Below are 26,627 nucleotides of genomic sequence, written 5' to 3' on the forward strand. Positions count from 1 at the left end.
CCGGGCCCGAGCTCGCCCGAGGAGAGCGGGGGCGGTCAGATCCGGTCGACGAGGTCCGCGATCGAGTCCACGATCTTCGAGGGCCGGTACGGGAAGTCCTCGACCTGCTCGGGCCGGGTCAGGCCGGTGAGCACCAGGAACGTCTGCATCCCGGCCTCCATGCCCGCCAGCACGTCGGTGTCCATGCGGTCGCCGATCATCGCGCTGGTCTCGGAGTGCGCCCCGATCGCGTTGAGCCCGGTCCGCATCATCAGGGGGTTCGGCTTGCCCGCGAAGTACGGCTTCCGGCCGGTCGCCTTCGTGATCAGTGCGGCCACCGCGCCGGTCGCGGGCAGCGGGCCCTCGGTGGAGGGGCCCGTCTCGTCCGGATTGGTGGCGATGAAGCGCGCGCCGGCCTGGATGAGCCGTACGGCCTTGGTCATCGCCTCGAAGGAATACGTCCGGGTCTCGCCGAGGACGACGTAGTCCGGCTCGTGGTCGGTGAGGATGTAGCCGATGTCGTGCAGCGCGGTGGTCAGACCGGCCTCGCCGATGACGTACGCCGAGCCGTTCGGCCGCTGGTCGTCGAGGAACTGGGCGGTGGCGAGCGCGGAGGTCCAGATGGACTCGACGGGCACGTCGAGGCCCATGCGCCGCAGCCGGGCGTGCAGGTCGCGCGGGGTGTAGATCGAGTTGTTGGTGAGGACCAGGAACGGCTTCCCGGACTCACGCAGTTTCTTGAGGAAGGCGTCGGCTCCGGGGATCGGTACGCCCTCGTGGATGAGCACACCGTCCATGTCGGTGAGCCACGACTCGATGGGCCTGCGGTCTGACATGTGCTGGATCTCCTGCCGTACGCGTGTGCGCGGTGCGCGTCGCCCCAGCCTAAGCATGGCCGGATCTTGAGGGAATGCCCCCTCGCGGCGAACCCCGGGGGGCGCGCTTCCGCGGGCCCTGCGCGCGCCTGGGTGAGCGGCGGCGGGTCGGGGCGCCGCTGGACCCGCCCGAGCCACTCGACCTATCCGATCCACTCGGCTGGCCGCCCCGCCGGCCTGTCACCCCGCCGGCCTGTCACCCCGCCGGGCTGTCGGCCCGTCGGCCTCAGCGGCGTCTGCGTGCCAGCAGCAGGGCACCACCCCCGGCGAGCAGCAGGATCGTGGCGGCCACGGCGGCGGTCGCCGGGCCGAGGCCGGTGCGGGCGAGTTCCTCGGCGAAGGGGAGGCGGGTGGCCGGGGCGCTGGGGAGGGTGGTGACCGGGGCGGTGGCTGTGGGCGGGGGTGTGGGGGTGGCGGTGCGGGTGGCGGTGCTGGTCGTCTCGGGGCGCGGCTCCGCGTCCGGCCGGGGGGCCGGGGCGGGGACCGAGGCCGACGCGGAGTCGGTGGGGCTGGGCGCGGTGGTGACGGGGGCGGGGTCGGAGTCGATGCCGAAGTGGTAGTCGTTCGACTGGCCGACCCAGTCGCCGTCATCGTCGTCGCCGTGCCGTTGTACGACGGCCGCGTTCACCGTGACCTGGTTGGGGACCGCGTCCGAGGCGAGCGCGAGCCGGAGTTTCACGGTGACGGTGCGGCGCGGGCCGACGGTGAATCCGCGGAACCCGTCGAAGGCCCCGACCAGCTCGGCCTCGTCGGTCGCCTCGAAGCGGACGGGGTGCGGGTGGGTGCCCTCGTAGAACTCCAGCCGGGGCTGCCCGGGCTTGAGGGCGCGCTCGCTGTCGACGAGGACGACGACCGGGTGGATGCCGGTGCAGGGGTGGGTGGTGGTGTTGGTGAGGTCGAGGTACCAGGTGCCGTAGCCGCCGCCGGCCGCGTAGGAGTCCGGGCCGCCGTGGATACGGCTGACGAGCGGGAAGGCCCGTTCGCCGGAGGCGACACAGTCCGGGTCGGCCCGCGCGTGGGCCGGGGTGGCCGGGACGGCTGCGGCTACGGGGAGAAGCGTGGCGGCTGCTGCCAGGCAGAGGGAGGTGGGCGTAGACAGTCGCATGAACACATGACCATGCCGGGCAGGACGGCATGAAGCGGGGCGCCGCTCCGGCCGGGGCCGGAAGTCCGCTCGATCGGCGGAAGCGGACTGCTTCCGCCGGGAGCCGCGACCACGCTGCCGCGTCAGATGAGTGCCGGGGCGCTGCGTCAGATGAGTGCCGGGGCGCTGCGTCGTCGAGGACGGCCGCCAGTTCCCAGACATCGCCGGCGTCCAAGGGCGGGCTCACCATAAGGCAGGCGGGCATCAGGAGCGCAATCAGCGATATTCGGAACGGCGGAATTCTTGATACGCCGTACGTTCAGCCGTCCCGGATTCAGTCGTGGGGCCATGGCTTACCAAGTAAGTCAAGACTTACCTTTAGGGAACTTTGACCGTATGGTGTGGCTCGAATCGAAGGAGCCCCCTGTTGTCGAAAATGAATGATCCCGCCGTGCGTGCGGTTGAATCGGAACGGGATTATGTGTCCTCCTTATACGAGGTGCTCACCGAGCGGCTTTCCGAGGCGCGAGTACACCGGGCGAATGTGCTGAAGGCCCCGGCGGAAAGCGCCGGTGAGGCATACGAGAGAGAAATCGCCGCCGAGCGTCTGGCCAGGGAAATCGGCCGGCTGGAGGGCGCCGAAAAGGGGCTGGTCTTCGGGCGCGTCGACTGGACGGACGGCACGGCCCTGCGCATCGGGCGGATCGGACTGCATACGGAGGAGGATGACCTGCCTCTGCTCGTGGACTGGCGCGCGAACGCGGCGCGGCCCTTCTACGAGGCGACACCGGTCCACCCGATGGACCTGCGGCGGCGCCGGCACCTGCGCCTCGAGGAGCGCACGGTCATCTCGGTGAGCGACGAACTGCTGGACGGGACCGCCCCGACCGACGAGGACGTCGTGGGGGACGGCCCGTTGACCGAGGCTCTGTCGGCACGGCGTACGGGCAGGATGCACGCGGCCGTCGCGACGCTGCAGGCCGAGCAGGACGAGATCGTCCGCTCCGCCCACCGCGGGGTGACCGTGGTGCAGGGCGGGCCCGGCACCGGCAAGACGGTGGTCGCCCTGCACCGGGCGGCCTACGTCCTGTACGCGTTCCCGCGCGCCGCGGAGGAGGGTGTCCTGGTGGTGGGCCCGAACGCCCGGTTCCTCGACTACATCTCCCAGGTCCTTCCCTCGCTCGGAGAGAACGACGTCGTTCTGGCGACGTGCCGGGAACTGGCCGGAGTGTCCACGGACACGGTGGACCCGTTCGATACGGCGCGTCTCAAGGGCGGCTCCGGCCTCGCCGACGCCTTGGCCGGCCTGCTGCGCGTCCACCAGGCCCCCGCCGGTGACTTCACCGTGCGGGTCGGACAGGAACTGGTTCACCTGTCCGGCGAGGAAGTCGCCACGGCACGCGACGCCGCCGTGGCGGCCGCACCGGGACACAACCCCGCGCGCCAGGTGTTCAAAGAGCTCCTGGTCGACGCCGTCACCGACGCGATGCAACGAGACATGGGCGACCTCCTGGAGCAGATCGACGCCGATGCCGAAAGGATGACGGGCATCAACCTCGACCGGTTCACGGGAGCCGCCCAGCACCGTGCCGAAGGTGCGGCCGACCCGGGGCCGGTCCACGAGCTGGACCTGGACGCCATCCGAGCCGATCTCCTCGTCGACGCCGGCGTCGACCGAGCGGTCGAGGTGTTGTGGCCGCGACTGATACCCGGTGACCTCGTGTTGGCGCTCCTGACGGACGCCGGCGCTCTCGCCGAGCGCCTGCCCCGCCTGACCGCGCAGGAGCGGTCCCTTCTGCTGCGCGGTCCGGACGACCCGTGGACCGATGCCGATGTGCCGTTGCTGGACGAGGCGGCGAGCCTGGTCGACGGCCCGCCCGAGCAGACGTACGGGCACGTCGTCGTCGACGAGGCGCAGGAACTGACCGCCATGCAGTGGCGGATGATCGTCCGCCGCTGCCCGGCGAGGGCGATGACGCTGGTGGGTGACTTCGCCCAGGCAGGCCCGGTCGCGACAGCACGCGACTGGAAGGAAGCACTGAGCCCGTACGTCGGACCGCGGTTCAGACTGCACAACCTGACCGTCAGCTACCGCACCACGCAGGAGATCCTGGAGAGCGTCCGGGACCTGCTCACGCGGATCGCTCCGGACCAGAAGCCCACACGGTCACTGCGAAGCGGTGAGAGCCCTCGCACCGTGACCACACCTGCGGACGGGTTGGTCACCGCCGTCGTTCAGGAACTCCGCACCCAGAGCACCGCGCACCCGGGCGAGCTTCTGGGAGTGATCTGCGCGGACACCAGGGTGAGCGAGCTGACGGCCCAAGGCATCGCTCAGCACGCACGCATCGTGCCGGCGCCCGAAGCACGCGGCCTGGAATTCGACGGGGTCGTCGTCATGAACCCCGAGGAAATCATCTCGGCCCGCCCCGGTGGGGAAAGGGACTTGTACGTAGCCCTGACCCGGGCCACCAAACGCCTCTGCACCATCACCGTCCAGCCCGCCTGACGACTCGGCGCCCACGTCGTCGCCGCGGACGCACCCCGCGCGGTACATACTCCGGCCCGCGCGCACGGGCTGCTCGTCCAAGCCGACGAATTTCAGATCCCCTTCGCGCAGCAGGGTGAAGTCGACGTCGGACTTCGGGTCGTACGCGTCGGATTCGATGCCGAGTTCGTGCGTGCTGTACTCGCCGAACCGTTTGATGTGCTCGGTCAAGCAGGGCGACATATGGGCCAGGTCCCCAGGATCGATCTCCCCTCCCTCTTCCAGCAGCCGGCGCCCCCGCCTCACGCGTCGGCGCGGCCGAACAGCGGGGCGAGGAGGAGGTGGGCCGCGCCCTCGGCGACCCCGCGTGGGCCGCCGGCCGCGATGCGGACCGGTACCGCCTGCTCGCGGCCGCCCTCGCGGGGGGCGTGGGCGTCCAGGACGGCGCCGACTCCGCGCACGAAGGGCTGCGGGTCGGCAGCGATGGTGCGGCCGCCGAGCAGGACGAGGTCGATGTCGAGCAGCCCGACCAGGTTCGCGGCACCCGTCCCGAGCACGCGGGCCGCCTCGGCGATCTCGCCCCGGGCGACGGCGGCCAGGCACAGGGCCTCGACGCAGCCACGGTTCCCGCACCCGCAGGGCGGCCCGTCCAGCTGGATGACCTGGTGCCCGAACTCCCCCGCGCCGGTCCTCGCGCCCCGGTGCACGGCCCCGCCGATCACGAGCCCGGCGCCGAGCCCGGTGCCGAGGTGCAGATAGGCGAAGGAGCCACCGCCCTCCCCGCCGTGCCCGTCCCTCTGACGCCCCGCACCCTGGCGTCCGTCATCCAGACGTCCCGCGCCCTGATGCCCCGCACCCCGGCGAAGCTCCCCGTCGACAGTGCCGACCCGCTCCGCGCCTGGCACCCCGCCACGTCCACCCCCTCGACGCCCCACACGCTGACGCCCGTCCCCCTGACAAGGCTCCCCGCCGTGCTCTACGTCCCGCTCTCCACCCGGCGCCCCGATCCGCTCCGCTCGCAAATCCCCGCCGCGAGCCCCGTCCCGCCCACCACTCGGCTCCCCTCCCGGCTCGCCCTCCCGCCTCCCGCCCGCCCGTCCCTCGCCGGCGACCGCCAGTCGTAGCGCCGCCGCGTTGGTGTCCTTGTCGATCACGACCGGCAGGCCGAGCCGCCGGGCCAGCGCGTCGCGCAGCGGGAAGCCGTCCCATTCGGGGAAGCCGGTGACGCGGTGCAGGACGCCGTGGGTGTGGTCGAGGGGGCCGGGGAGGGCGACGCCGAGGCCGAGGACGGAGGCCGCGCGGCCGCCCGGCAGCGCCTCCACCTCGCTGACCGCCTGTTCGATCACCGCGTCCGCGCCGGCCCCGAAGTCGAGCGGCGACCGGTGTTCGGCGACCACCGCGCCGGTCAGGTCGCACAGGACGACCGTCGACTCGTCCCGGTCGAGGTGCAGCCCGATGGCGTGCCCCGCCCCGGGCACCAGCCGCAGCACCGTGCGCGGTTTGCCGCCCGTGGAGGCGCGGCGCCCGGCCTCCGCGGCGAGGCCGTCCTCCCGGAGCCGGGCGGTGATCTTGCTGACGGCCTGCGGGGTGAGCCCGGTGCGTTCGGCGAGTTCGAGCCGGCTGATGCCCTCGCCGCCGGCCGTGCGCAGCAGGGCGAGCACCAGCGCGGCGTTGTGGCTGCGCACGGCGTCCAGGTTCGCGCCCGCCGGTCCACCTCCAGTGCTGTTCACCCCCGCATTGTCCCTCGCGCTTGCACTTTGGCAACAGCGTTGCGAAAGTGGACGGCATGACAGGTGCGACAGATACGACAGGTACGGCCGACACGTCCGGCGTGACCGGCGCTCCCCTCCGCGTGGGTCTCGTCGGCTACGGCCTCGCCGGCTCCGTGTTCCACGCCCCGCTGATCGCCGCCACCGCGGGCCTCACCCTGGACACGGTGGCCACCTCGAACCCCGAGCGGCAGGCGCAGGCCCGCGCCGAGTTCCCGGACGTCCGCGTCGCCGCCGGCCCGGACGAACTGCTCGGCCGCGCCGACGAACTGGACCTGATCGTCGTCGCGTCCCCGAACAGGACGCACGTCCCGCTCGCGACCGCCGTGCTGAAGGCCGGCGTGTCCGTGGTCGTGGACAAGCCGGTCGCCGGCACGGCGGCCGAGGCCCGTGACCTCGCGACGCTGGCCGAGGAGCGCGGCCTGCTGCTCTCCGTCTTCCAGAACCGCCGCTGGGACAACGACTTCCTGACCCTGCGCAAGCTCATCGCGGAGGGCACCCTGGGTGACGTGTCGCGCTTCGAGTCCCGCTTCGAGCGGTGGCGGCCGGAGCCGAAGGGCGGGTGGCGGGAGTCCGGCGACCCCGCAGAGATCGGAGGTCTGCTGTACGACCTCGGCAGCCACGTCGTGGACCAGGCTCTCGTGCTGTTCGGTCCCGCGACCGCCGTGTACGCCGAGTCGGACATCCGCCGCCCCGGCGCGCGGGCGGACGACGACACGTTCATCGCGCTCACCCACGCGAGCGGGGTCCGTTCACACCTGTACGTCTCCGCGACCACGGCCCAACTCGGCCCGCGTTTCCGGGTGCTGGGCTCGCGGGCGGGGTACGTGAAGTACGGCCTCGACCCGCAGGAGGCGGCCCTGCGCGAGAGTGAGCGTCCGGGTGGCGCGGCGGACTGGGGTCTGGAACCCGAGTCGCTGTGGGGCCGCGTCGGCGCCGGCGAGTCCCCGCTGACCGGCGGCGGCCGTCCCGAGCCGACCCTTCCCGGCGACTACCCCGCGTACTACGCGGCGGTGGCCGCCGCACTCCGCGGCACCGGTGAGAACCCCGTGACCGCGCTGGAGGCGGCCGCCGTTCTCGACGTACTGGAGGCGGCCCGCCGCTCGGCCCACGACAAGGAGACGGTGACGCTGTGACGCACCACCAGGGAGTCACCCCGAGGTTCCAGCCCGAGATCACCCCGAGCGTCGAGGAACTGGAGGCGCAGGAACGCCGCCTGGTGTTCCGCCGGTTCACCCCCGACGACGCCTGGGCGCTGGGTTCCCTGCTGGTGGAGCTGGCCCGGGAACGGCAGGCTCCGGTCGCCATCGACATCCACCGCGCGGGCCAGCAGCTGTTCCACGCGGCGCTGCCGGGTTCGACCCCGGACAACGACGACTGGATCGCCCGCAAACGGCGGGTGGTCGAGCGGTACGGCTCCGCCTCGTACCTGGTGGGCACGCGCTTCCGCGCCAAGGGCACGACGTTCGAGGAGGCGTCCCGCCTCGACCCGGGCAGGTACGCGGCTCACGGCGGCTCCTTCCCGATCACCGTGGAGGGCGTGGGCGTGATCGGCGCGGTGACGGTGAGCGGCCTGCCGCAGCTCCAGGACCACCGGTTCGTGGTGGAGGCGCTGGAGCAGTTCCTGAACCCGGACCAGGTCCGGTAACCCCTGACGCCACCTGGCCTCGCCACTCCCCTGACCTGTCCCCACGCCAGGGGCGCGGGGAACCACGCGACAAGCCCCGACGAACCCGCACGCCACCCCCCACAGCACCCCCACCCACCCCCCAGGGGCGCGGGGAACCGCGCGACACCCCGCAACACCCCGCACCCGAACCACAACGCACCCCCGCGGAGCCCTACGCCTCCTTGAACACCTGCCGCTGCCTCCCCAACCCCTCGATCTCCAGCTCCACCACATCGCCCGCCCGAAGGAACGGCTTCGGCTCGGGCTGCCCGAGAGCGACCCCCGCCGGCGTCCCGGTGTTGATGACGTCTCCCGGGTACAGGGTCATGAACTGGCTGACGTACCGCACGACTTCCCCCACGGGAAAGATCTGCTCGGCCGTCGTACCGTCCTGCTTCAGCTCCCCGTTGACCCACAGCTTCAGTGACAGATCCTGCGGATCGGGAACCTCGTCCGCCGTCACCAGCCACGGCCCCAGTGGGTTGAACGTCTCGCAGTTCTTCCCCTTGTCCCAGGTCCCGCCGCGCTCGATCTGGAACTCCCGCTCGGACACGTCGTGCGCCACGGCGTACCCGGCGACATGCCCGAGCGCCTCCTGCGCCGACCCGAGGTAGCGGGCCGTACGGCCGATGACGACCGCGAGTTCGACCTCCCAGTCGGTCTTCACCGACCCGCGGGGCACGAGCACCGTGTCGTGCGGTCCGACCACCGTGTCCGCGGCCTTGAAGAAGATCACCGGCTCACCGGGCGGCTCGGCCCCCGTCTCGCGGGCGTGGTCGTGGTAGTTCAGCCCGATGCACACGATCTTGCCGATCCGGGCCAGCGGCGGCCCGACGCGCAGTCCGCCGGCGTCCAGGGCGGGCAGTTCCCCGGCGCCGGCGGCGGCCCTGATCCGGCCGAGCGCGGCATCGTCGGCGAGGAGCGGTCCGTCGATGTCCGGGACGAGACCGGACAGGTCCCGCAGGGTCCCCTCGGCGTCGAGCAGCGCGGGCCGCTCCGCTCCCGCCGTACCGACACGCAGCAGCTTCATGATCACAATCTCCCTCGATCGCGGACGCCCCACCGACGGGTGCAGCCATCGGAGGACTGGTCGATCCTCCAAGGCGCCCGTCCGCTCCGCAAGCCCCTGTTCGCGTACTGGACCGTAACCGGGGCCTCAGCGGTACAGCACCGCACGCTCCACGGCGCTCCACGTCGTGCTGGTGACCACGTACAGCGCGGCGGCCAGCGGCATCACCGCGACGGTGACGAGGGTGAGGAAGGACATGAACGGCATGACCGTGGTGACGGCCCCGAACCCGGGAACGCGCTCCCCCTCGCCCGCCCCCTCCGCGACCGGGTTCGCGGCCGTCATCCGCTTCGTACGGCGGTAGTTGAAGGCGGCGACGGCCGCGACGACGGTGAAGACACCGAGGTACACGAGGCCCGCGTCCCCGAACGGGCCGCCGCCGCCCAGCGCGTCCGCCCACCGGTCGCCGAGGGGGGCGGCGAACAGCCGGTGACCGAGGAGCGCGTTGGGCCGTCCGCCGATCGTGGTGCTGGAGAACAGGTGGTACAGCAGGAAGAACGCGGGCAGCTGGAGCAGCCCGGGCAGGATGCCGGACAACGGCGACACCCTTTCCTCGGCGTGCAGTCGAAGCACCGCGTTCCGCAGCTTCTCGGGGTCCTCGCGGTGTCTCCTCCGCAGTTCGGCGATCTTCGGCTGGAGCGCGGTACGGGCCTTCTGCCCGCGCGCGGCGGCCCGGGACAGGGGATGCACGAGCAGGCGTACGAGCGTGGTGAACAGGACGATCGCGGCGGCGGCCGCGCCCGCCCCGAAGAGGGGCTGGAGCAGGTCGGCCAGGTGGTCGACCAGGTCGGCGAAAACGGACATGGGTGAGCCCTCCGAGGGTCTCGTCGTGCCGGGGAAAAAGGGGATGGCGGCATGACGACCCACCCGCGTCGGGGCACGGGTCACGTACTCAGGTGGTGGCGTGCCCTACGCGGCGGTCGTCCGGAGGGCGGATCCCGGTGCTCGGGACCTGCGGCGGCCGGCCGCGTCGGGGTCGCGCTGCGGCAGGAACGCCGTACGGCGGGCGCGGTCCCGGATCGCCGTCCGGACCCGGGTGGGCGGCACGGCGGGCGCGCAGCGCGCGGTGAGCAGGGAGCAGACGGCGAGCGCGGTGCCGGCCGCGGCGGTCGCTGCCAGCGCGACGGTCGCGGGGAGACTGCCGGCGTCGAGCAGCGCGAGCTGAAGCAGCAGACACAGAAGCGACGGCACGGCGGCGGGACGCGACAGCGAGGCGGCGAGACGCACGACGGTCAGGCTGCGGATCATCGACCACCCCTCCTCTCGCAGCTGTGTCCGTTGTACAGGACTCCGTCATACGTCGGCCGGTTCCCTCTCGATCGGCTGCAGCAGTCGCTTCGGCTTGAGCAGAGCGCGGCTGACCGGGTCCGCCCCTCGGCGCCCAAAAGCCGTTGTCCGTACGCCGGTCAGCGTGGCCGCGTGGACACGAGCTTCCCCCACACCACCAGCCGGTAGCGGGAGGTGTATTCGGGCGTGCAGGTGGTCAGGGTGAGGTAGTGGCCCGGGTCGCGGTAGCCGTAGGCGGGGCGCAGGGAGGAGTGGGGTACGGGACCGAGGACGCCCGAGTCGCGGGCGGAGGTCTGCGGCAGGATCCTGTCGACGGCGTAGGTGTAGGTCGCGCTGCCCGTCTCGACCCGGACGGTGTCCCCGGCGGTCACACGGTTGAGGTACCGGAAGGGCTCGCCGTGGGTGTTGCGGTGCCCGGCGAGCGCGAAGTTCCCGGCTTCGCCCGGCTGTTGGGTGCCGGGATAGTGGCCGACGTACCCCTTGTTGAGGACGGACTGCTTGCCGACGCCCTCGGCGACCGGGACACGCAGACCGAGGCGGGGGATCGTGAGAACGGCGTACGCCTGGGAGCGGCCCGGCGACGCGACGGCGCCCGTGGCGCTCCGGGCCCCCTGGCGACCGGCGCCGCCCCGAGCACCGCCCGGCGCCGCGCCGGACAGGCCGGAGCCGCCGCCGTCCCCTTCCCCCTGAGCCTCCGGGCCGGCGCCCCACTCCCGTTCCAGCGCCTCCACCTTCCGCTCGGCGCCCTGCCTGGCCTGCCGGTTGGTCCACCACAACTGGTGGACGACGAGCAGCAGAAGCACCACTCCGACCGTGACGAGGAGCTCGCCGCCGGTCCACAGAACGCGCCGCCCCCGCGCGCGGCGCCGCAGGATGCCGTGGTGTACGACGTGCAGCCGCACGGGCACGCCTCCTTCCCGAAGCCGCCCGCACGATAGGGCGAGGGAGGCGAAGTCGCCAGACCCGTGCCCTACCCGCCGGACCTGTGCCCCGCACCCCGCCCGTGCCCCGCCAGGCCCGGCCCGACCCGGCCGCGGGCACCCCGCCCCATGCGCCGCCCGGCCCGCGCACCGCACCGCACCGCACCCGGCCCATGCCCGCTCCCCGCCGAAGACCCGCTCCCCTCCCGGGACCGCTGCCGCGTCCGGCCCCGGACCGCCCCGTCCGACATACCGAACCCTTCCTCCATAGGTTTTAGAAAGGGCTGTCGGAACTATCGACAAGCTCACCACGGCACCCCAATGCTTCCTGATGGCATCAACGGGACAGGCCACGACGCCGGTTCGGCCGCTGGTTCAGGGACCGGCCACCGGGCTCGTCGCGAGTTCGCCGAGAGCTCACGGTCAGCTCGTCGGTGGCTCCTCGATCGAAGCGGAGACGTCATGATCCGACGCAGAACCCTGCTGGCCGCGGCAGGCGGAACGGTCCTCGGCAGCGCCCTGGCGACGGGCACCGCGCACGCGGACGCCACCATCGCCGTCACCCCCGGCACGTCGTACGGCACCTGGGAGGGCTGGGGCACCTCGCTGGCCTGGTGGGCCAACGTGTTCGGCGCCCGCGACGACTTCGCCGACATCTTCTTCACCACCAAGTCCGTGACGTACAACGGCACGACACTGCCCGGCCTCGGCCTCAACATCGCGCGCTACAACCTCGGCGCGTGCAGCACCAACAGCGTCGGCGGCACCACCATGACCGCCTCGCCCAACATCCCCGCCTTCAAGCAGATCGAGGGCTACTGGCAGGACTGGAACAACGAGGACCCGACCTCCTCGGCCTGGGACTGGTCGGCGGACGCGACCCAACGGGCGATGCTGGTCAAGGCGGTCTCGCGGGGCGCCACGACCGAGCTGTTCGCGAACTCCCCGATGTGGTGGATGTGCAGCAACCACAACCCGTCGGGCGCCTCGGACGGCGGCAACAACCTCCAGACCTGGAACTACCGCCAGCACGCCTCCCACCTGGCGGCCGTCGCCCTCTACGCGAAGAACAACTGGGGCGTGAACTTCGCGACGGTCGACCCGTTCAACGAACCCAGCTCCAGCTGGTGGACGGCGACCGGCACACAGGAGGGGTGCCACATGGACGCCACCGTCCAGTCGGCCGTACTCCCCTACATGCGCAGCGAGTTGGACAAGCGCGGGCTGACGGGCACGCGGATCTCGGCGTCGGACGAGACCAGTTACGACCTGGCGCGCACGACGTGGAACTCCTTCAGCTCCACCACCAAGGGGTACGTGAACCGGGTCAACGTCCACGGCTACCAGGGTTCGGGCGGCCGCCGGGACCTGCTGTACACCGACGTGGTGACGACGGCCGGCAAGGCGCTGTGGAACTCGGAGACCGGCGACAACGACGGCACCGGCATGACCATGGCGAGCAACCTGCTCTACGACTTCCGCTGGCTGCACCCGACCGCCTGGGTCTACTGGCAGGTCATGGACCCGTCGACGAACTGGGCGATGATCGCGTACGACGCGAACACCCTGGCGGCGGGCGCCGTGACGACGAAGTACTACGTGATGGCCCAGTTCAGCCGCCACATCCGCCCCGGGATGAAGATCCTCGACACGGGCGTGAGCTACGCGGTGGCGGGCTACGACGCGAGCGCCAGGCGCCTGGTGATCGTGGCCGCGAACACGGCCGCCTCCGCCCAGACCCTGACCTTCGACCTCTCCCGCTTCACCACGGTCACCGGCGGCTCGGGCGGTGTCGTCCCCCGCTGGAACACGCTCACCACGGGCGGCAGCGACCTCTACAAGGCGTACACGAACACCACGCTGAGCGGGAAGACGGTGGCGGTGCCGTTCGCGGCCAAATCGGTGCAGACGTTGCAGATCGACGGCGTGACGATCTGATCCGAGCCGCTCAGGGCATGACGGTGTCGGTGGTGTGCGCGGGCCGGCGCGGTGCGGAAGAAGCTGTTCACCAGTCCCTGGCCTGCGCATACCTCTTCTTTGTCGGTGGTCGGCAGTACGGTGTCACCCATGCGCCCCGACACTCCCGCCGAGAACGTCGACCACACCGCCGAAGCGGCACGCCTGGAACGGACCGCCGGCCTGTATCCCGAGGACGCCGAAGCCCTGCTGCTGCAGGCCGCGGCCCACCTGGAACTGGCCGGCGACCGCCCCGCCGCGACCGCGCTCTACGACCGCCTGCTGTCCTCGCCGGACCGCCTGGAGAACCCTCACCTGGTACGAGCCCTCAAAGCCTCGAACCTCTGGGAGTACGGCCACGAGGCCGAGGCCAGGGCGATCATCGAGGGCGTCCGGACGGCGTCTCCCCGGGACCCGGCCCCCTGGGTGATCGTCGCGGAGTCACTGGAGTCGCACGACGAGCTGGAGGCGGCGCAGGAGACGTTCACGGAGGGCGTACGGCTGCTCCTCGCGGACGAGACGGAGCCCCCGTACGCGACGCACCCGCTCCTCTTCGGCCGCCACCGGGTCCGCCGCATGCTGGGCGTCGGCCACGACGACTGGGACATGCTCGCCGACACCCTGCACATCTCCCCGGTGTCCCTGGACGAACTCCACGACCCGAAGCGGGTCTGGTCCCTCGGCTCGGACAACCCGGCGGAACTCCAGGCGGAGATCTCCCGCCTGCGCGCGGAACTGGGCACGTTCCGCGAGGCCCTCTCCCGCCCCTTCCCGGTCGCGGTCCTGCACTGGTCGGCCCCCGAACTCGCCGAACTGGTCGAGGCGTACCCGTCCCTGTCGGCGGAGTACCCCTCCCACGAGGAACACCTCGCGACGATAGAGGCGGCCCTCAGAGAACTCGCCGCCTCCGGCACCGCGAACCTCGGCATCGTCACCGGCACAGTCCCGTCCTACGAGGCCTTCGCAGCCTCAGAGGGCACGTCCCCCGAGGACACGACCCTGCTCCCGCAGTACGCGACGACACTGGCGGCCCGAGGCCGAGCGGTGGCCTGGCCGCCACAGCGGGGGGCGGTCTGCTGGTGCGGGTCGGGGCGGGGGTATGGGGAGTGTCATGGGGTGGGGGCGTAGCCGCGCCTGACTTCGAAACGGCCCCCTGAGGGGGCGGACAGGCTCCAGCCTCGGCCGCCGTTCGCCCTCCTCCTCGTCTGCGGACCCCGTGACGCAAGTTCGCTCTGCGGGTGGGGTTGGCGCTGGGGGTGTTCTGATCACGCGGGCAACCAACCCTTTGACCAAGACCAGAATTCACAAGAACGCCTCGCTCTGTCAGTGGCCGCTGTTAGAACTGAGTCATCTCGACACAGGTGATCAAGGGGGCAGTCGTGGCAGAGCGGGGGGATCCGAGGCAGCCAGTCGCGGGTATCTACGAGAAGCTGATCACCCAGAGCGTGCACGAGGAACTCGAGCAGCTCGAAGCGGCGGGCTGGAAGGCGATCGATGGCGAGGTCAGCGCCGAGTCCACCCCTCATGTGCTGGCTCGGCACATCGGTCAGGTCGTCGGACGCCGGCTGAGGCAGATGCCCCAGGAGAAGCAGGTCGCCGTCGCCAACCGCATCCTGCAATCCCTGGCTGCCGCCACGGCTGATGAGGAGGACATCGAGGCAAACACCATCGTTGACGGCCCACGACAGCTCCTGGCTCTCGCTGAGCAGGAGGCTCCGGGTGTCTATGCGGTGCGCCCCCTCACACCTCTCTCCGAGACCTCGCTGATCACGAATTCTCCCGAAGACCCGAGCCTGGGCTCGGAGTTGCGAGCCGAACTGGCCACCGCAGACCGCATCGACCTGCTCTGCGCCTTCGTGAAGTGGTACGGCATTCGGGTCTTGGAGGACTCCCTACGCGCCGCGAAGGAACGCGGTGTACCGATCCGCGTCATCACGACGACGTACATCGGCGCCACTGATCGCCACGCCCTCGACCGTCTCGTCCGCGACTTCGGCGCCGAGGTCAAGGTCAACTACGAGCTGCGGTCCACGCGGCTACACGCGAAGGCATGGCTGTTCCGTCGGAAGAGCGCCTTCGACACCGCGTATGTCGGAAGCTCCAACTTGTCGAAGGCGGCGCTACTCGACGGCCTGGAGTGGAACGTGCGGCTGTCGTCGATCGCCACACCCGCGGTGCTCAACAAGTTCGAGGCGACCTTCGACGCGTACTGGAACGACATCGCCTTCGAGTCGTACGACCCCGACAGCCACAGCGAACGACTTGATCAAGCCCTGGCTCAGGCAGGCGGCAGGACCTCCGCGACCGACCTGCGGATCAACCTTTCGGGCCTTGAAGTACGTCCGTTCCCGCACCAACAAGACATGCTCGAGCGCCTCCGTGTCGAGCGGGAGATCCGCGGGCGGAACCACAACCTCCTCGTCGCGGCCACCGGCACCGGTAAGACCGTGATGGCGGCTCTGGACTATCGACGCCTGTCCAGGAAGCCCGGTGCCGGGCACCCCAGGTTGCTGTTCGTGGCCCACCGCAAGGAGATTCTCAAGCAGTCCCTGCGCATGTACCAGGAGGTCCTCGATGACGCCTCCTTCGGGGAACTCCTTCACGGCGGCCAGGAGCCACAGGCCTGGAACCACGTCTTCGCGAGTGTCCAGTCGCTCAATGTGCGGCGCCTGGAACAACTGGCCCCCGACCACTTCGACATCATCGTCATCGACGAGTTTCATCACGCCACCGCGGCGACTTACCGGCGGGTCATCGACCACTTCGATCCGAAGCAACTGCTGGGGCTTACGGCCACTCCGGAGCGGATGGACGGACTCAATGTCCAGGACGAGTTCTTCGACGGTCGCATCGCAGCGGAGCTGCGGCTCTGGGAGGCACTCGAGAACGACCTGCTGTGTCCCTTCCACTACTTCGGGCTCCCAGACGGCACGGATCTGACGGGCCTTGAGTGGAGCAAGGGGGCCTACACCGACAGCGAACTCGGCAACCTCTACACGGGCGACCACGCCCGCGCCCGTATCGTGGTCAAGCAGATTCGAGACAAGATCTCCAACCCCGGAGCCATGCGGGCTTTGGGGTTCTGTGTGACCAAGGCCCACGCTCACTTCATGGCCGGCTTCTTCCGCGAGGCTGGATTCCAGGCCCTAGCTCTGGACAGTGACTCACCGGTTGGGGTGCGCGCTCAAGCGCTCACCGACCTGGGCAGCGGGAAGCTCCAAGTGATCTTCTCCGTTGACCTGTTCAATGAGGGCCTTGACATTCCCGACGTCGATACGCTGCTGCTCCTGCGCCCCACCAACAGCGCCACCGTCTTTCTCCAGCAGTTGGGCCGGGGCCTTCGCCGCACGGAGACGAAGCCGGTGCTCACCGTCCTTGACTTCATCGGCCAGCACAGGGCGGAGTTCCGCTTCGAGGAGCAGTTCCGGGCGCTGACGAACCTCTCAAGAAACCGGCTCGTCGAGCACATCGAGCATGACTTCCCCCAGCTTCCCTCCGGTTGTCAGATCATTTTGGAAGGCAAGTCCAAGGACCTCGTACTCGATAACATTCGCACCCAACTGGGCGCCAGCATCAAGACGTTGGTCAACGAGGTCAAGACCTACAGCACGCCACGTCTCGCTGACTACCTCGGTGAGAGTCGGCGTGAGATCAAGGAGCTCTACAAGAGCGACAACTCGTGGACGACCGTGCTCCGGAGGGCAGGGGTCCTCAAGGACACGGCGCCACCGGAAGAGGCCAGTCTCCTCAAGCGCGTTCACGCTTTCCTCCACGTCGACGACCCAGCCCGGGCCGATGCGTACCTACGCCTCCTAGCTGACGACGCTCCGCCCTACGAGGCTCTGAGTCCAGCCGACCAGACGTACGCACGCATGCTCTTCTTCAACCTGTGGGACAACGCGGGCGGGTTCACGGGCTACCAGCAGGGCCTCGCATCACTACGCGATCAGGTGGCGCTCCGTGATGAGCTGCGGCAGGTGCTCTCGTACGTCATGGACCGCGCCGACCACTTGCCCATCACCCTGACGGGGAACCACGGCCATATCCCTTTGATGGTCCACAGTTCGTACAACCGTTCCGAGATCCTGGCCGCTCTCGGGGTGGCGCGCTTGGGCGGTCAGATGCCTCGGTCCTTCGCTCAGGGCGTCCAGTGGGTCGAAGAGATCAAAACCGATGCCCTCCTCGTCACCTTGGAGAAGAACGAGAAGGACTTCTCCCCCACCATCCGCTACAAGGACTACGCCCTGAGCCCGACGCTCTTCCACTGGGAATCCCAGAACGCGACCGCCAGTAACTCGCCGACGGGTCTGCGCTACCAGCATCACGAGCAACAGGGCAGCCAGGTCCTCCTGTTCATGCGTCGCTACAAGAGCACCGACATCGGCAAGTCCCAGCCGTGGATGCTCCTGGGACCGGCGACCTACGAGGGGCACACGGGTAGCAAACCGATGGCGATCACGTGGCGGCTGCGGCACGAACTTCCAGCTGATGTATGGACATACGCGGCAATCGCTGCGGGGTGACCTCGGCGCGATCGCTTCAGAGCACTGCCCCTGCGCCGCGCTGGAAGCAGCTACTCCGCACCCTGGATCTGGTCGACCACGCCTGCAATCTCCCTGACGATCCCGCTACCAGCCTGAATGGATTCCTGAAGCACGGGAGCCCCGAAGTTGAAGGCCAGGCAGACCGCGACGAAGGCGTACCACCCCTTCTGCCAACGGCTAGCGTGAGCAGGGTTTGCATCCATAGTGGCTGTTGCTTGAACTAGCGAGCCCATGACCCTGCTAGCTTCATCTGCCACTCTGGCTCCGCCAAACAATTCGACGTTGTCGATCAGCCAAATCAAGTGCTCGATCTGAGAGATGATCCGTTCTCTAACCGGACCGCCGAGTTCGGCATCCTCCATGTCCCGCAGCAGTTCAATCCACTCGCGACACTGGTCCGACATACCTTGAAGCTCACTGCTACGCGGCGCCGCCGTCGACCCTGCGAGGCTTCCCGAGATGAGATCGGCTGCCGCCTCAAGGTGATCCAAAATGTCTTGAGTGATAATAGCGTCGGTCGCGCGACCAGGGTCCGTCCAATTAGCCTGCGGCTGCACAATTGCGGTCCACCAATGCGGAATGTGCCGTAGAGCCCTCTCCCGCGAGCGCCCGGATAGAGCATTCAATTGCTCGATTGTGCCGAGTAGGAGATTCACCACCTCCGAGTGACGCTTGGCAAACTCGACGGATCCCCAATCAGCCTCAAGAACCTGGACCCAACCGTCTGCGTAGTTGCTCGCTGACGACTCGCGAACCCTCGACAAGATTAGGTGGAGGTGATGGGAAGCAGTGTTCTCGCTGGAAAATCTCATCTTATCCCAAAGCTCTGCTGGCGGCGGTCAGATCCCACGATGCACCGAAGGTACCAGCTTGCCTACAGGTCGGGGCCACGTCTGTCTGGTGCTGCCTCGCGAAGCACCGAGATGACACCAATCGCCGGTAATACCCCCCGCCTGACCGTTCAAACTCCTTGAGGTAGAGGCCAGTTGAGTGCCAACCGGCTACGATCTGTTCCCGTCGCGGCCGAAACTAGCGGAGTTCATCATGGCGATCATCAAGCATGCAGCACGACAGACTCTCGGGCAGTTGATCGGAGCCAATAACCCAGTAGTAACGGTCCCAGACGACAGCCAGCGGCAATATTCCTGGACGAAGAAGGAAGTTGACACCTATTGGGCCGACATTCAAAAATTCAGAAATACGCGCGAAACAGGAAAAGAGTCGGCGTCAGAATATTTCATAGGCCCCATCGTCACCATCACAGACGAGCACGTGAAGAGCAGGTCACTTCTAGATGGCCAACAACGCCTCACCACGTCAACCATCCTGATTGCCGTTATCCGTGACATCCTCTGGAGGATGGGGTCAACAGAAGCTCGGGCAACGGCAAACAACCTTCAACGCGACTACATCGCAAGGAAAGCCGGCCGTCGCGAGCCAATGGAGTATTTCCTGGTTCTTTCCCTATTCGATCGCGACTTCTTTCGTGATTTCATCCAGGACTGGGACGAGCTGACCGGAAAGGTCAAAGGGATAGAGCAGGCCAAGCGCCCCTCCCACAGACTAATAGTCGACGCGTATTCGAACTTCGAGAGCAAGATTTCTGCAGAACTCTCGGTCTACGCAGACGAAGACAGCCGCCTCGACTGGATCGACACGCTTTACGACTGCTTGATCAAGGGCCTGGTATTCGTTGAGATACAGACCCCTACGTCGAGCGACGCTAACGAGGTTTTCGAAACGATCAATTCGCGAGGCAAGGATCTCTCCACGGTAGACCTGGTAAGGAACTTCCTAATGGAGAGGAGTCGCGAAGAGACAGAAAAGCAGCGCGTAAATGACGCCTGACGTGTACTTTTGGATAAATTTGACAAACGCGAGGAAATAGAAAGGTTTTTGCGTCATTTCTGGGTAGCCAGACACGGCGATGTTAAGTCGCACAGCCTTTACACCACAATCAGAGGAGACCTGACCAAGGAATTCAACAAGGGCCCCAAAGCGTACACCGCAGGCGCATTTGCAGTGGAACTCGAAAGCGCTTCGCTCCGTTACGTAGACCTCATCCATTGCTCAACCGGCGTCGATGATTTCGATTCAGCGTTGGCTGAGATCAAGGCAATGAACGCCGACGCCCTCCACCCGCTACTCTTGGCCGCTTCAGAAAAGAATGACTACGCACAACTGCAAGATCTGGTGGAAGCCTGCATCAGCTACTACGTCAGATGGACTGTGATCGGACGGCGCGAGTCGACACTTCTTGAGGAAAACATCTTCGAAGCAGCCAAGGAATTCTCGGGGGGCGCCGGCCTAGAGTCCATTCTCCGTCGCATGTGCACATGGATTCCTGACAATGAAATCTTCAAGGCGGACTTCGAAGAAGCGGAAATCCCGAAGGCGTCGCAAGCTCGTTATCTTCTTCAGAAAATTGAAGGCGCGCTGCGTTCAACTGCCGGCGTGGATGAGCTCGAAGTGTCAGGTAACGCCAAGGTGCACGTTGACCAGATCTACCCACAACAGCCCGGTCAGGAGCTGCGCCTCGAAGAGCATGACTCCTGGATTCACCGCTTGGGCAATCTCACGCTGCTGAGCGGGCGAAAGAATCAAGCCGCTTCAAATCGCCCGTATCCAGAGAAGGCAGCCAGCTACGCGGAATCGGCTCTCTTGATATCGTCGCAGACGAACGTCTCCAGCCTATGGGATCCCGGAAACTCCCGATGGCGGCCGGAGGGCATCAGCGAACGCCAGGCACGCCTCGCAGAGGTCGCGCTCAGCGTCTGGCCTGGAGCGAGTCAGTGGTCGTGAGACCTGACGCTGCCCTTACCGATCTGTGAACTGTGGAAAGCATGCCTGCTCTGGGGCTCGGCACCATTCCTGCCGAGCCCCTGGCTGGCCCGCCGACGTTGCCGACAAGGCGATGGGCCGTGGTGACGACAGCACCTTGCGCCTCCTCATGTCTCGCCGCCTCGAACACCTAACGAGTTAGGTCGAGTTCCCGCCGTATTCAGTCCACAGGCTCGGCGCCATGCGCCTGGGCGATATCGTCGATGCGTTTCGCGAGGTCAAAGTCCGCAGTCGTGAGTTTGTGGCCCGCGTCGTGCGTGGTGATCGCGAAGCGCACCTTCCCCCAGCGCAGGTCGATGTCCGCATGGTGGCTGATGAGCCGTTCGATGTCGGCGACGTGCACGATCATCGCGACCCCGCCGTGGTATCGGATGCCGAAGGTGCGGGTGATCTCGTCCCCCTCTCGACGCCAGCCCGGTATCTCCAGAAGCGCGGCCCCGATCTCTTCCTCGGTCAGTGGTGCGGGTGCGTGTGACACGTTCAGCTCCTCTCGATCACGGGCGCCAGAAGCTCATCCAGGTCCCGGCCGACCGGGGAATCCTGCCATGGCCGCATCGCGTTCCGAAGGCTGACCAACTCCCGCCACATACGGGCGGATCGAGTCTCCACAGCGATGTCCGCCGCCGCTCGCGCGATCTCCACCGCGTGATCCGGTTGGCCCGCTCCGGCAGCTGCTGTCGCATGCCGGGCCAGATAGACGCCCCTGTCCCTGCGTGCCGTCTGCGGAACGTCTTGAAGGACCTGACTCCAGAGGGAGACCGCCTCCGAGCCGAGGCGCAGCCTCCCGTAGCAGGTGGCCCGCTGCACTTCGAGGTAACCGGGTGTACGGCGGCACGCGTTACCCCACGGCAAGTCGTCGTCGACGCCAGAGAGCAGAGCTTCCGCTTCGTCGATGAGTCGGTCGACCGTGCCACGGTCACCGGTGAGGCTCGCGCCGTGCGCCTGCTGCTGCATCGCCATGACGCGCACCTTGGTGACCAGCCGTCGTGAGTTCTCCAACGTGGCTTCGCACAGGTCGATCACGGCTTGCCCGTCTCCCAGATCCGTACGAACCTGCGCCTGGTTGACGAGCGAGTAGCCGATCAGGTGTGGGTCACGAGAGCGCACCGCCATTTCCTGCGTGATCCCACGCCAGAAGGCTGCGCCGTTCATGTCTCCGGCGTCCTGGTAGAGCCAGCCGACGAGGGCGGCGTACGCGGCTCCGATCCGGAGCAAGCCGTGCCGAGTCGGCCCCGTGGCGGACCGGAGCAGCTTGTCGATCAACTGGTACTGCGCTGACACGGTACCGATCAGGTCGTGTGGGCCGAGGAACATGTCCGCCCGGTAGTGGCCTTCGAGTTGCTGTCGGAAGTAGTCGATCAGAGCTGGGTCGACGTACTGGGGCGCGACAGGCCCGGCGACGAGTGCGGCAGCGGTGACCGAGACGAACGTACGGCGTTTCACCCGCTCCTCCTCCTGGTGGTGCTCGGGACGAATCCACCCCGGCGGAGTGGTGAACCCGAGGTCTTCCGGCCACCGCCCGAGGGCGTCGTGGATCACCAGCCCCGTTTCCCCCGACGGCCAGCCCGGGCTCGCGCCTTCCCAGCGGCGCCATGTGCGTGCGGAGACGTTGAACTGCCGGTCGTCCAGGAGTTGACGCCCGTGCTCCGTGAGGCTCACTGCGGCCTTCTCCACGCTTCGCCAGCCCACTCGTAACCGTGCCGCTCTCAACGCGTCGTTGCGACCCATGCGTCCAGTCTGAGACGCCATCGCCCGGATTACCGGTCATGGCCGCGTGATGGCCGCCGATGGCCACGGGACGGCCTAGTTCCGTCACTTGCCGACACGCATAGTCCTACTGTGACTACAGAACGTACTCAACGCCGGGCGGCGAACAGCGTGATCACCGACTGGCTCGCGCGAGCCCACCCCGTACCCGAGCAGGCTCGGGCCGAGTGGTCGGACCAGGGGGTGGCACTGTTGCCGCTTGGCCGGCGGTTCGCGGCCGTACGGCTGTCCGGGGCGCTCGTGCATGCCGCCGTCGACTCGGACGAACCGGCGGTGGTGGCCGAGGCGTTGGCCGGGCGGCTGCGCGGGCCCGTCATCCATGACACCCGGGCCACCGGCCCGACGTACTACGCGCTCATCCAGTGGCACGCCGGTCTCGTCTGGGACTACAACCGCAGTGCTCCGTGTCTTCGGGACGACACCCATCTCGGTGTCCCGCGGATCGATCGGCGGGAGCCGCCCGGGCCCTACTGGGTCGTTCCGCCGCGCTACGACGGTGACCTGTGCCGGCCGCAGGCGGTGCGGGACCTGATCGACGCCGGGCACCGGCAGCTCATCCAGCACGCGTCGGCCTGATTTCGCCGCCCGCCGCTTCCCCTGCGAGGTGCTGCAAGGTGCTGCGCGGCGGGCCGCGACCTTCCTCTCCTCCGGCACGCGCAGGCCTTCGGCGCCCGAGGAGAGGTCCACTCGCCCATCCGAAGTTCCCCCCACACGTGAGGTGTTGCCGTGTTCGACACAAGCCCGGCCGAACGGCCGCCCGGCCCGACTCCGCCCAGGAACCGCACGAGTTCGCAGGAGGCACCGCGATGACGATCACCCTCTCGACCGGCCCGGGCACCGGCCCCGGCCCCGGCACCCGCACGGGTCGTTCGCTCGTCGCCGACGCCGAGTTCGAGGCGCTCGCCGGTTTCTGCGCCGACGAGTACGGCCTGGAGCGTTGCGTCGCCGACCGTGTCGTGGACCAGGCCCTCGCCCTCGTGCATGTGATGGGGACGACCCGGTCGGGGGCCACCATGGCTCCCTCCCGGCTGGTCGATCCCGGCTGGCACACGCTCGTGCTGCACACCGACTGGTACGCCAACTGGTGCCAGGCGCAGTTCGGTTACTTCCTGCACCACCGGCCGAACAGCAGGACCCGTACGCAGGGCCTGATGACGTCGGTCGTCGAGAGGATCCGCGCGGCCGGCTTCGAGGTGGACGAGCGGCTGTGGCGTACGGCCGCGGACTGCAATCCGCCCGCCTGCTGCGGCGACGGCCCCTGCTGCTGACTCCGCTGCCCACGGATGGGCGGGGTCGGCCTCACCTCGGTCGGCCCGCCCGTCACCACCCCGTCCCGGATCGGACTCGCCCCCGTGACCCCCAACGAGCTCACCGCGACCAGTCGCGTGACCGTCTTCCCCCTGGCCGGCCTCACCGTCGCGTACACCACCCACTCCGGCGACGAGCGCGGGCTGGGCGACATGGGGCTCGTCGCCGTGGTCGACAACGACCGCGACGGCGAGGAGTTGTGGCGGCTCGCCCGCGACCTCGGCGGCCGCGTTCACGGCGGTGACCAGGCGCGGTGGATCCTCACCCAGGCCAGCAGGGCACGGTTGGTGCGGGCCGGCGACCTCCCCTGCGCGACGTGGACGGCGTACATCCGTCGGCGTTTCGACCTCGATGCCCTCTTCGTGAATCACGACGTCCTGCTGACCGGCCGGATCGCGCTGTCGTCCCCCTGACGGCCGGTCGAAGAGGTCAGCGGGCTTCTGTCGCACCCGAGTCGAGCCGGTCCGGGTACGTGTCCAGGGCCGCTACGTCGTCTCCGGCCGTTCGATGTGGGGGAGGCGGCACGCCCTCGGCCCCAGGTGAGGGCGAGGTCGGCCGACGCTGGTCAGCCAGTGGGGGCTGAAACTTGACAACTCCCGACTCAGGTTCGTTTCGTGGTCCCGGCAGCGCGTTAGCCTCGGGCGCATCGGACCGCACGACGACGCCCCGGCGGCCACGGCGGCGGGGGCGGCCCAGGAGGCAGACATGGCGAAGGTTCCCAGCTCGGTGGTGGCCGCGGGCGGGCTCGTCGGTGGGTACGGCGTGGCGCGCTGGACCCGGAAGCGGCAGCTCGGCGGGGCCGTACTGGCCGTCGCCGGGGCCGCGGCGGCGCAGCGGTGGCGGCAGCAGGCCGGCGGTAGGGCTGCGGGAGCGCTGAGCGCCGCGTACGTCGCCGCCTTCGCCGGGTCGCACCCGCTGGCCAAGAAGGTCGGCGCCTGGCCCGCCGTGTTCGGGGTCGCGGGCGCCGTGGCCCTCGCGTCGTGGGCGGTCGCCGACCGCCGGGGCTGAGACGGCCTACGCGGGTCGGTGACATTGCGCGGGTCGGCGACATGCGCGGGTCGGCGACATGCGCGGGACAGCGGACCGACGCGGGGCAACCGTCCCACGCGGTTGAGGCGGCCGACGCGGGTCAACCGACCGACGCGGGCCACCCAACCGACGCGGGGTCAACCGACGCGGGTCAGCCGACCGCCGCGGACAAGACACCCCGTACGCAACCTCGCAGCAGGCGCCTACGACGCCCCTACGACGCCCCCGCCGACCGGAACGTCCGCCGGTACCCCTGTGGGCTCGTCCCGACCACCCTCCGGAAGCGTTCCCGGAAGGCGGTCGGTGAGCCGAAGCCGACCTGCGTCGCGATGCGCTCCACCGGGTACGGGGTCGTCTCCAGCAGGTGCTGGGCCCGCCGTACCCGCGCCCGGTGCAGCCACTGGAGAGGCGTGGTGCCGGTCTGTTCGCGGAAGCGGCGGTTGAGGGTACGAGTGCTCATACCTGCGTGGGCGGCGATCTCGTCCAGGGTGACGTCCCGGTCGCAGTGGTCCTCCAGCCAGTGCAGTACCGGTTCCAGCGTCGCGCCCGCCGGGGCCGGCGGCTGGGCGTGCACGATGAACTGGGCCTGGCCGCCCTCCCGTTCGAGCGGCATGACCGACAGGCGGGCCGCATGGGTGGCGACCGCCGAGCCGTGGTCCCCGCGAATCATGTGCAGGCACATGTCGAGGGCGGCGGCCGCGCCCGCCGACGTCAGGAACTGGCCGTTGTCGACGTAGAGCACGTTCGGGTCGACGGTCACCTTCGGGTACATCGCCGCCAGGTCCGGGGCCGCGACCCAGTGGGTCGTCGCGCGCAGGCCGTCCAGCAGGCCGGTCGCGGCGAGGACGAACGCGCCGACGCAGACCGACGCGATGCGCGTCCCGTTCGCCGCCGCCGCGCGCAGCGCCTCCGCGACCCCCGGAGGCAGCGGGGCCGTGGGGTCGGCGACGCCGGGCAGGACGACCGTGTCCGCCTCGGCGAGCGCCTCCAGTCCGTACGGCGCCCGCACGGTGAACGGGCCCGCGCTCACCTCCCCGGTCGGCGAGCAGACCCGCACCCGGTAGGCCGCGCGGCCGTCCGCCAGCCGGGTCCGGCCGAAGGTGTCGACGGGTGCGGAGAGGTCGAACGGGATGACGCCGTCCAGCGCCAGTACGGCCACGGTGTGCATGCCGAGATCGTAGGCGTACGCGGGATGACGGCCGACGGCCGACCGGAGGTTCCGGGAGGGCACGCCGACGCGACTGCCCGGCCGGCCGTGCTCTCCCGCGTTGTGGCGAGAATCCGTCGGCCCCTGGCAGTACCGCCACTTCTGCGGGGTCCGGCCCTCGCCTAACGTCACCCCGTGACCAAGTTCCTCCTGGCCGTGCATGTCCTCGCCGCCATCGTCGCGATCGGTCCCGTCACCGTCGCCGCCAGCATGTTCCCGCCCAGCGCGCGCCGGGCCCTGGCCGCGCCCGACGACCCCGGGGCCGCCGGGACGGTACTGCTGCTGCACCGCGTCTGCCGGGTCTACGCCGTCGTCGGCGTCGTCGTCCCCGTGTTCGGGTTCGCCACCGCGAGCCGGATGGGCGTCCTCGGCGACGCCTGGCTGATCGCGTCGATCGCCCTGACCGCCCTCGCCGCGCTCGTACTGGCCGCGCTGGTCCTGCCCCGGCAGCAGACGATCGCCGACCGGTTCGCCCCCGAGGAGCGGGAGAGCGGCGGCGGCACCTCGACCACGGCAACCACCCCGACCACGGCAACCACGGCGACCACAGCGACCACCCGCCAGACGACCGTCCAACTCGCCATGTTCACCGGCCTGTTCAACATCCTGTGGGCGACCGTCACCGTGCTGATGATCATCCGGCCCGGTTCGACGACGGGCGCCTGACCGGTTCCGGTCACGGAACAGCGGAACAGCGGAACAGCGGAACAACGCAGCGGGGGGGGGGGGGGGGGGGGGGCGCCCCCCCCCCCCCCCCCAACAAGCCAAAAAAAAAAAAACAAAAAAAACCACCCCCCAACCAACACCACCACCACCCCACCGCTTCCGCCCCTGC

24 protein-coding genes are annotated in these 26,627 nt (G+C 69.1%); 13 read left to right on the forward strand and 11 right to left on the reverse strand.

The window, feature by feature from the left end:
- Positions 1 to 35: 35 nt before the first annotated feature.
- Together AC07AZ_RS15065 and AC07AZ_RS15070 are read right to left on the reverse strand one after the other, a co-directional pair.
- Entirely contained in the window at positions 36 to 815 is a 780-nt protein-coding gene (locus tag AC07AZ_RS15065) for an HAD-IIA family hydrolase (protein WP_478847610.1), read from the reverse strand.
- Positions 816 to 1,080: 265 nt separating this feature from the next.
- Positions 1,081 to 1,965 carry a hypothetical protein gene (locus AC07AZ_RS15070; protein ID WP_478847612.1) on the reverse strand — a complete coding sequence of 295 codons (885 nt, stop codon included), beginning with the start codon at positions 1,963 to 1,965 and terminating at the stop codon, positions 1,081 to 1,083.
- 517 nt (positions 1,966 to 2,482) lie between these two features.
- On the opposite strand from AC07AZ_RS15070, the gene AC07AZ_RS15075 reads away from it, so the two are divergent.
- Entirely contained in the window at positions 2,483 to 4,447 is a 1,965-nt protein-coding gene (locus tag AC07AZ_RS15075) for a HelD family protein (protein ID WP_478847614.1), read from the forward strand.
- A gap of 281 nt (positions 4,448 to 4,728) precedes the next feature.
- On the opposite strand, the gene AC07AZ_RS15080 is transcribed toward AC07AZ_RS15075, so the two are convergent.
- Entirely contained in the window at positions 4,729 to 6,156 is a 1,428-nt protein-coding gene (locus AC07AZ_RS15080) for an ROK family transcriptional regulator (protein ID WP_478847616.1), read from the reverse strand.
- A gap of 56 nt (positions 6,157 to 6,212) precedes the next feature.
- On the opposite strand from AC07AZ_RS15080, the gene AC07AZ_RS15085 reads away from it, so the two are divergent.
- Both AC07AZ_RS15085 and AC07AZ_RS15090 read left to right on the forward strand, forming a co-directional pair.
- On the forward strand, positions 6,213 to 7,331 hold the full coding sequence (locus AC07AZ_RS15085; RefSeq protein ID WP_478847618.1) for a Gfo/Idh/MocA family protein: 1,119 nt from the start codon (positions 6,213 to 6,215) through the stop codon (positions 7,329 to 7,331).
- The gene (locus AC07AZ_RS15090) at positions 7,328 to 7,843 is read left to right on the forward strand and encodes a heme-degrading domain-containing protein (protein ID WP_478847620.1); all 516 of its coding nucleotides are present in this window, start codon (positions 7,328 to 7,330) and stop codon (positions 7,841 to 7,843) included. The genes AC07AZ_RS15085 and AC07AZ_RS15090 overlap by 4 nt, the downstream gene beginning before the upstream one ends.
- 193 nt (positions 7,844 to 8,036) lie before the next feature.
- On the opposite strand, the gene AC07AZ_RS15095 is transcribed toward AC07AZ_RS15090, so the two are convergent.
- The 4 genes from AC07AZ_RS15095 to AC07AZ_RS15110 form a co-directional block, all read right to left on the reverse strand.
- On the reverse strand, positions 8,037 to 8,894 hold the full coding sequence (locus AC07AZ_RS15095) for a fumarylacetoacetate hydrolase family protein (protein ID WP_478847622.1): 858 nt from the start codon (positions 8,892 to 8,894) through the stop codon (positions 8,037 to 8,039).
- A gap of 126 nt (positions 8,895 to 9,020) precedes the next feature.
- Positions 9,021 to 9,737 carry a YidC/Oxa1 family membrane protein insertase gene (locus AC07AZ_RS15100; RefSeq protein ID WP_478847624.1) on the reverse strand — a complete coding sequence of 239 codons (717 nt, stop codon included), beginning with the start codon at positions 9,735 to 9,737 and terminating at the stop codon, positions 9,021 to 9,023.
- Positions 9,738 to 9,842: 105 nt separating this feature from the next.
- Positions 9,843 to 10,181: a DUF6412 domain-containing protein gene (locus AC07AZ_RS15105; protein WP_478847626.1), complete on the reverse strand. Its 339-nt coding sequence runs from the start codon at positions 10,179 to 10,181 to the stop codon at positions 9,843 to 9,845.
- Positions 10,182 to 10,339: 158 nt separating this feature from the next.
- The gene (locus AC07AZ_RS15110) at positions 10,340 to 11,122 is read right to left on the reverse strand and encodes a class E sortase (protein ID WP_478847628.1); all 783 of its coding nucleotides are present in this window, start codon (positions 11,120 to 11,122) and stop codon (positions 10,340 to 10,342) included.
- Positions 11,123 to 11,602: 480 nt separating this feature from the next.
- On the opposite strand from AC07AZ_RS15110, the gene AC07AZ_RS15115 reads away from it, so the two are divergent.
- The 3 genes from AC07AZ_RS15115 to AC07AZ_RS15125 all read left to right on the forward strand — a co-directional run bounded on the left by AC07AZ_RS15115 (position 11,603) and on the right by AC07AZ_RS15125 (position 17,619).
- Positions 11,603 to 13,078 carry a glycoside hydrolase gene (locus tag AC07AZ_RS15115; protein ID WP_478847630.1) on the forward strand — a complete coding sequence of 492 codons (1,476 nt, stop codon included), beginning with the start codon at positions 11,603 to 11,605 and terminating at the stop codon, positions 13,076 to 13,078.
- Between the two features lie 129 nt (positions 13,079 to 13,207).
- Positions 13,208 to 14,224 (forward strand): SEC-C domain-containing protein, encoded by a 1,017-nt coding sequence (locus AC07AZ_RS15120; RefSeq protein WP_478847632.1) that lies wholly within the window; start codon positions 13,208 to 13,210, stop codon positions 14,222 to 14,224.
- A gap of 251 nt (positions 14,225 to 14,475) precedes the next feature.
- Positions 14,476 to 17,619 (forward strand): DEAD/DEAH box helicase, encoded by a 3,144-nt coding sequence (locus tag AC07AZ_RS15125; protein WP_478847634.1) that lies wholly within the window; start codon positions 14,476 to 14,478, stop codon positions 17,617 to 17,619.
- Positions 17,620 to 17,669: 50 nt separating this feature from the next.
- On the opposite strand, the gene AC07AZ_RS15130 is transcribed toward AC07AZ_RS15125, so the two are convergent.
- Positions 17,670 to 18,044 (reverse strand): hypothetical protein, encoded by a 375-nt coding sequence (locus tag AC07AZ_RS15130; RefSeq protein WP_478847636.1) that lies wholly within the window; start codon positions 18,042 to 18,044, stop codon positions 17,670 to 17,672.
- Positions 18,045 to 18,684: 640 nt separating this feature from the next.
- Between AC07AZ_RS15130 and AC07AZ_RS15135 the strand changes: the two genes are divergently transcribed.
- Together AC07AZ_RS15135 and AC07AZ_RS15140 are read left to right on the forward strand one after the other, a co-directional pair.
- Complete coding sequence (locus AC07AZ_RS15135; RefSeq protein WP_478847638.1) at positions 18,685 to 19,488, forward strand: DUF262 domain-containing protein; 804 nt, start codon at positions 18,685 to 18,687, stop codon at positions 19,486 to 19,488.
- Positions 19,489 to 19,497: 9 nt separating this feature from the next.
- A complete protein-coding gene (locus tag AC07AZ_RS15140) occupies positions 19,498 to 20,442 on the forward strand; it encodes an HNH endonuclease family protein (RefSeq protein WP_478847640.1) in 945 nt (314 codons plus the stop codon).
- 199 nt (positions 20,443 to 20,641) lie between these two features.
- Here AC07AZ_RS15140 and AC07AZ_RS15145 read toward each other — a convergent pair whose 3' ends face one another.
- Both AC07AZ_RS15145 and AC07AZ_RS15150 read right to left on the reverse strand, forming a co-directional pair.
- On the reverse strand, positions 20,642 to 20,959 hold the full coding sequence (locus AC07AZ_RS15145) for a 4a-hydroxytetrahydrobiopterin dehydratase (protein ID WP_478847642.1): 318 nt from the start codon (positions 20,957 to 20,959) through the stop codon (positions 20,642 to 20,644).
- Between the two features lie 2 nt (positions 20,960 to 20,961).
- Entirely contained in the window at positions 20,962 to 22,209 is a 1,248-nt protein-coding gene (locus AC07AZ_RS15150; protein WP_478847644.1) for a Twin-arginine translocation pathway signal, read from the reverse strand.
- Between the two features lie 111 nt (positions 22,210 to 22,320).
- On the opposite strand from AC07AZ_RS15150, the gene AC07AZ_RS15155 reads away from it, so the two are divergent.
- From AC07AZ_RS15155 to AC07AZ_RS15170, 4 genes are all read left to right on the forward strand, one after another.
- On the forward strand, positions 22,321 to 22,824 hold the full coding sequence (locus AC07AZ_RS15155) for a hypothetical protein (RefSeq protein WP_478847646.1): 504 nt from the start codon (positions 22,321 to 22,323) through the stop codon (positions 22,822 to 22,824).
- A 230-nt stretch (positions 22,825 to 23,054) separates the two neighbouring features.
- Positions 23,055 to 23,516, forward strand: a complete 462-nt coding sequence (locus tag AC07AZ_RS15160) for a glycine-rich domain-containing protein (RefSeq protein ID WP_478847648.1) — start codon at positions 23,055 to 23,057, stop codon at positions 23,514 to 23,516.
- A 15-nt stretch (positions 23,517 to 23,531) separates the two neighbouring features.
- Positions 23,532 to 23,969: a hypothetical protein gene (locus tag AC07AZ_RS15165; RefSeq protein WP_478847650.1), complete on the forward strand. Its 438-nt coding sequence runs from the start codon at positions 23,532 to 23,534 to the stop codon at positions 23,967 to 23,969.
- 292 nt (positions 23,970 to 24,261) lie between these two features.
- Positions 24,262 to 24,564, forward strand: coding sequence for a hypothetical protein (locus AC07AZ_RS15170; protein WP_478847652.1), 303 nt, complete (start codon positions 24,262 to 24,264; stop codon positions 24,562 to 24,564).
- 235 nt (positions 24,565 to 24,799) lie between these two features.
- Here the strand turns inward: AC07AZ_RS15170 and AC07AZ_RS15175 are convergent, their stop codons facing one another.
- Entirely contained in the window at positions 24,800 to 25,753 is a 954-nt protein-coding gene (locus AC07AZ_RS15175; RefSeq protein WP_478847654.1) for a GlxA family transcriptional regulator, read from the reverse strand.
- A gap of 174 nt (positions 25,754 to 25,927) precedes the next feature.
- On the opposite strand from AC07AZ_RS15175, the gene AC07AZ_RS15180 reads away from it, so the two are divergent.
- The gene (locus AC07AZ_RS15180) at positions 25,928 to 26,458 is read left to right on the forward strand and encodes a hypothetical protein (RefSeq protein ID WP_478847656.1); all 531 of its coding nucleotides are present in this window, start codon (positions 25,928 to 25,930) and stop codon (positions 26,456 to 26,458) included.
- Positions 26,459 to 26,627 lie beyond the last annotated feature (169 nt).

The organism is Streptomyces sp. NPDC043878 (assembly GCF_056435735.1).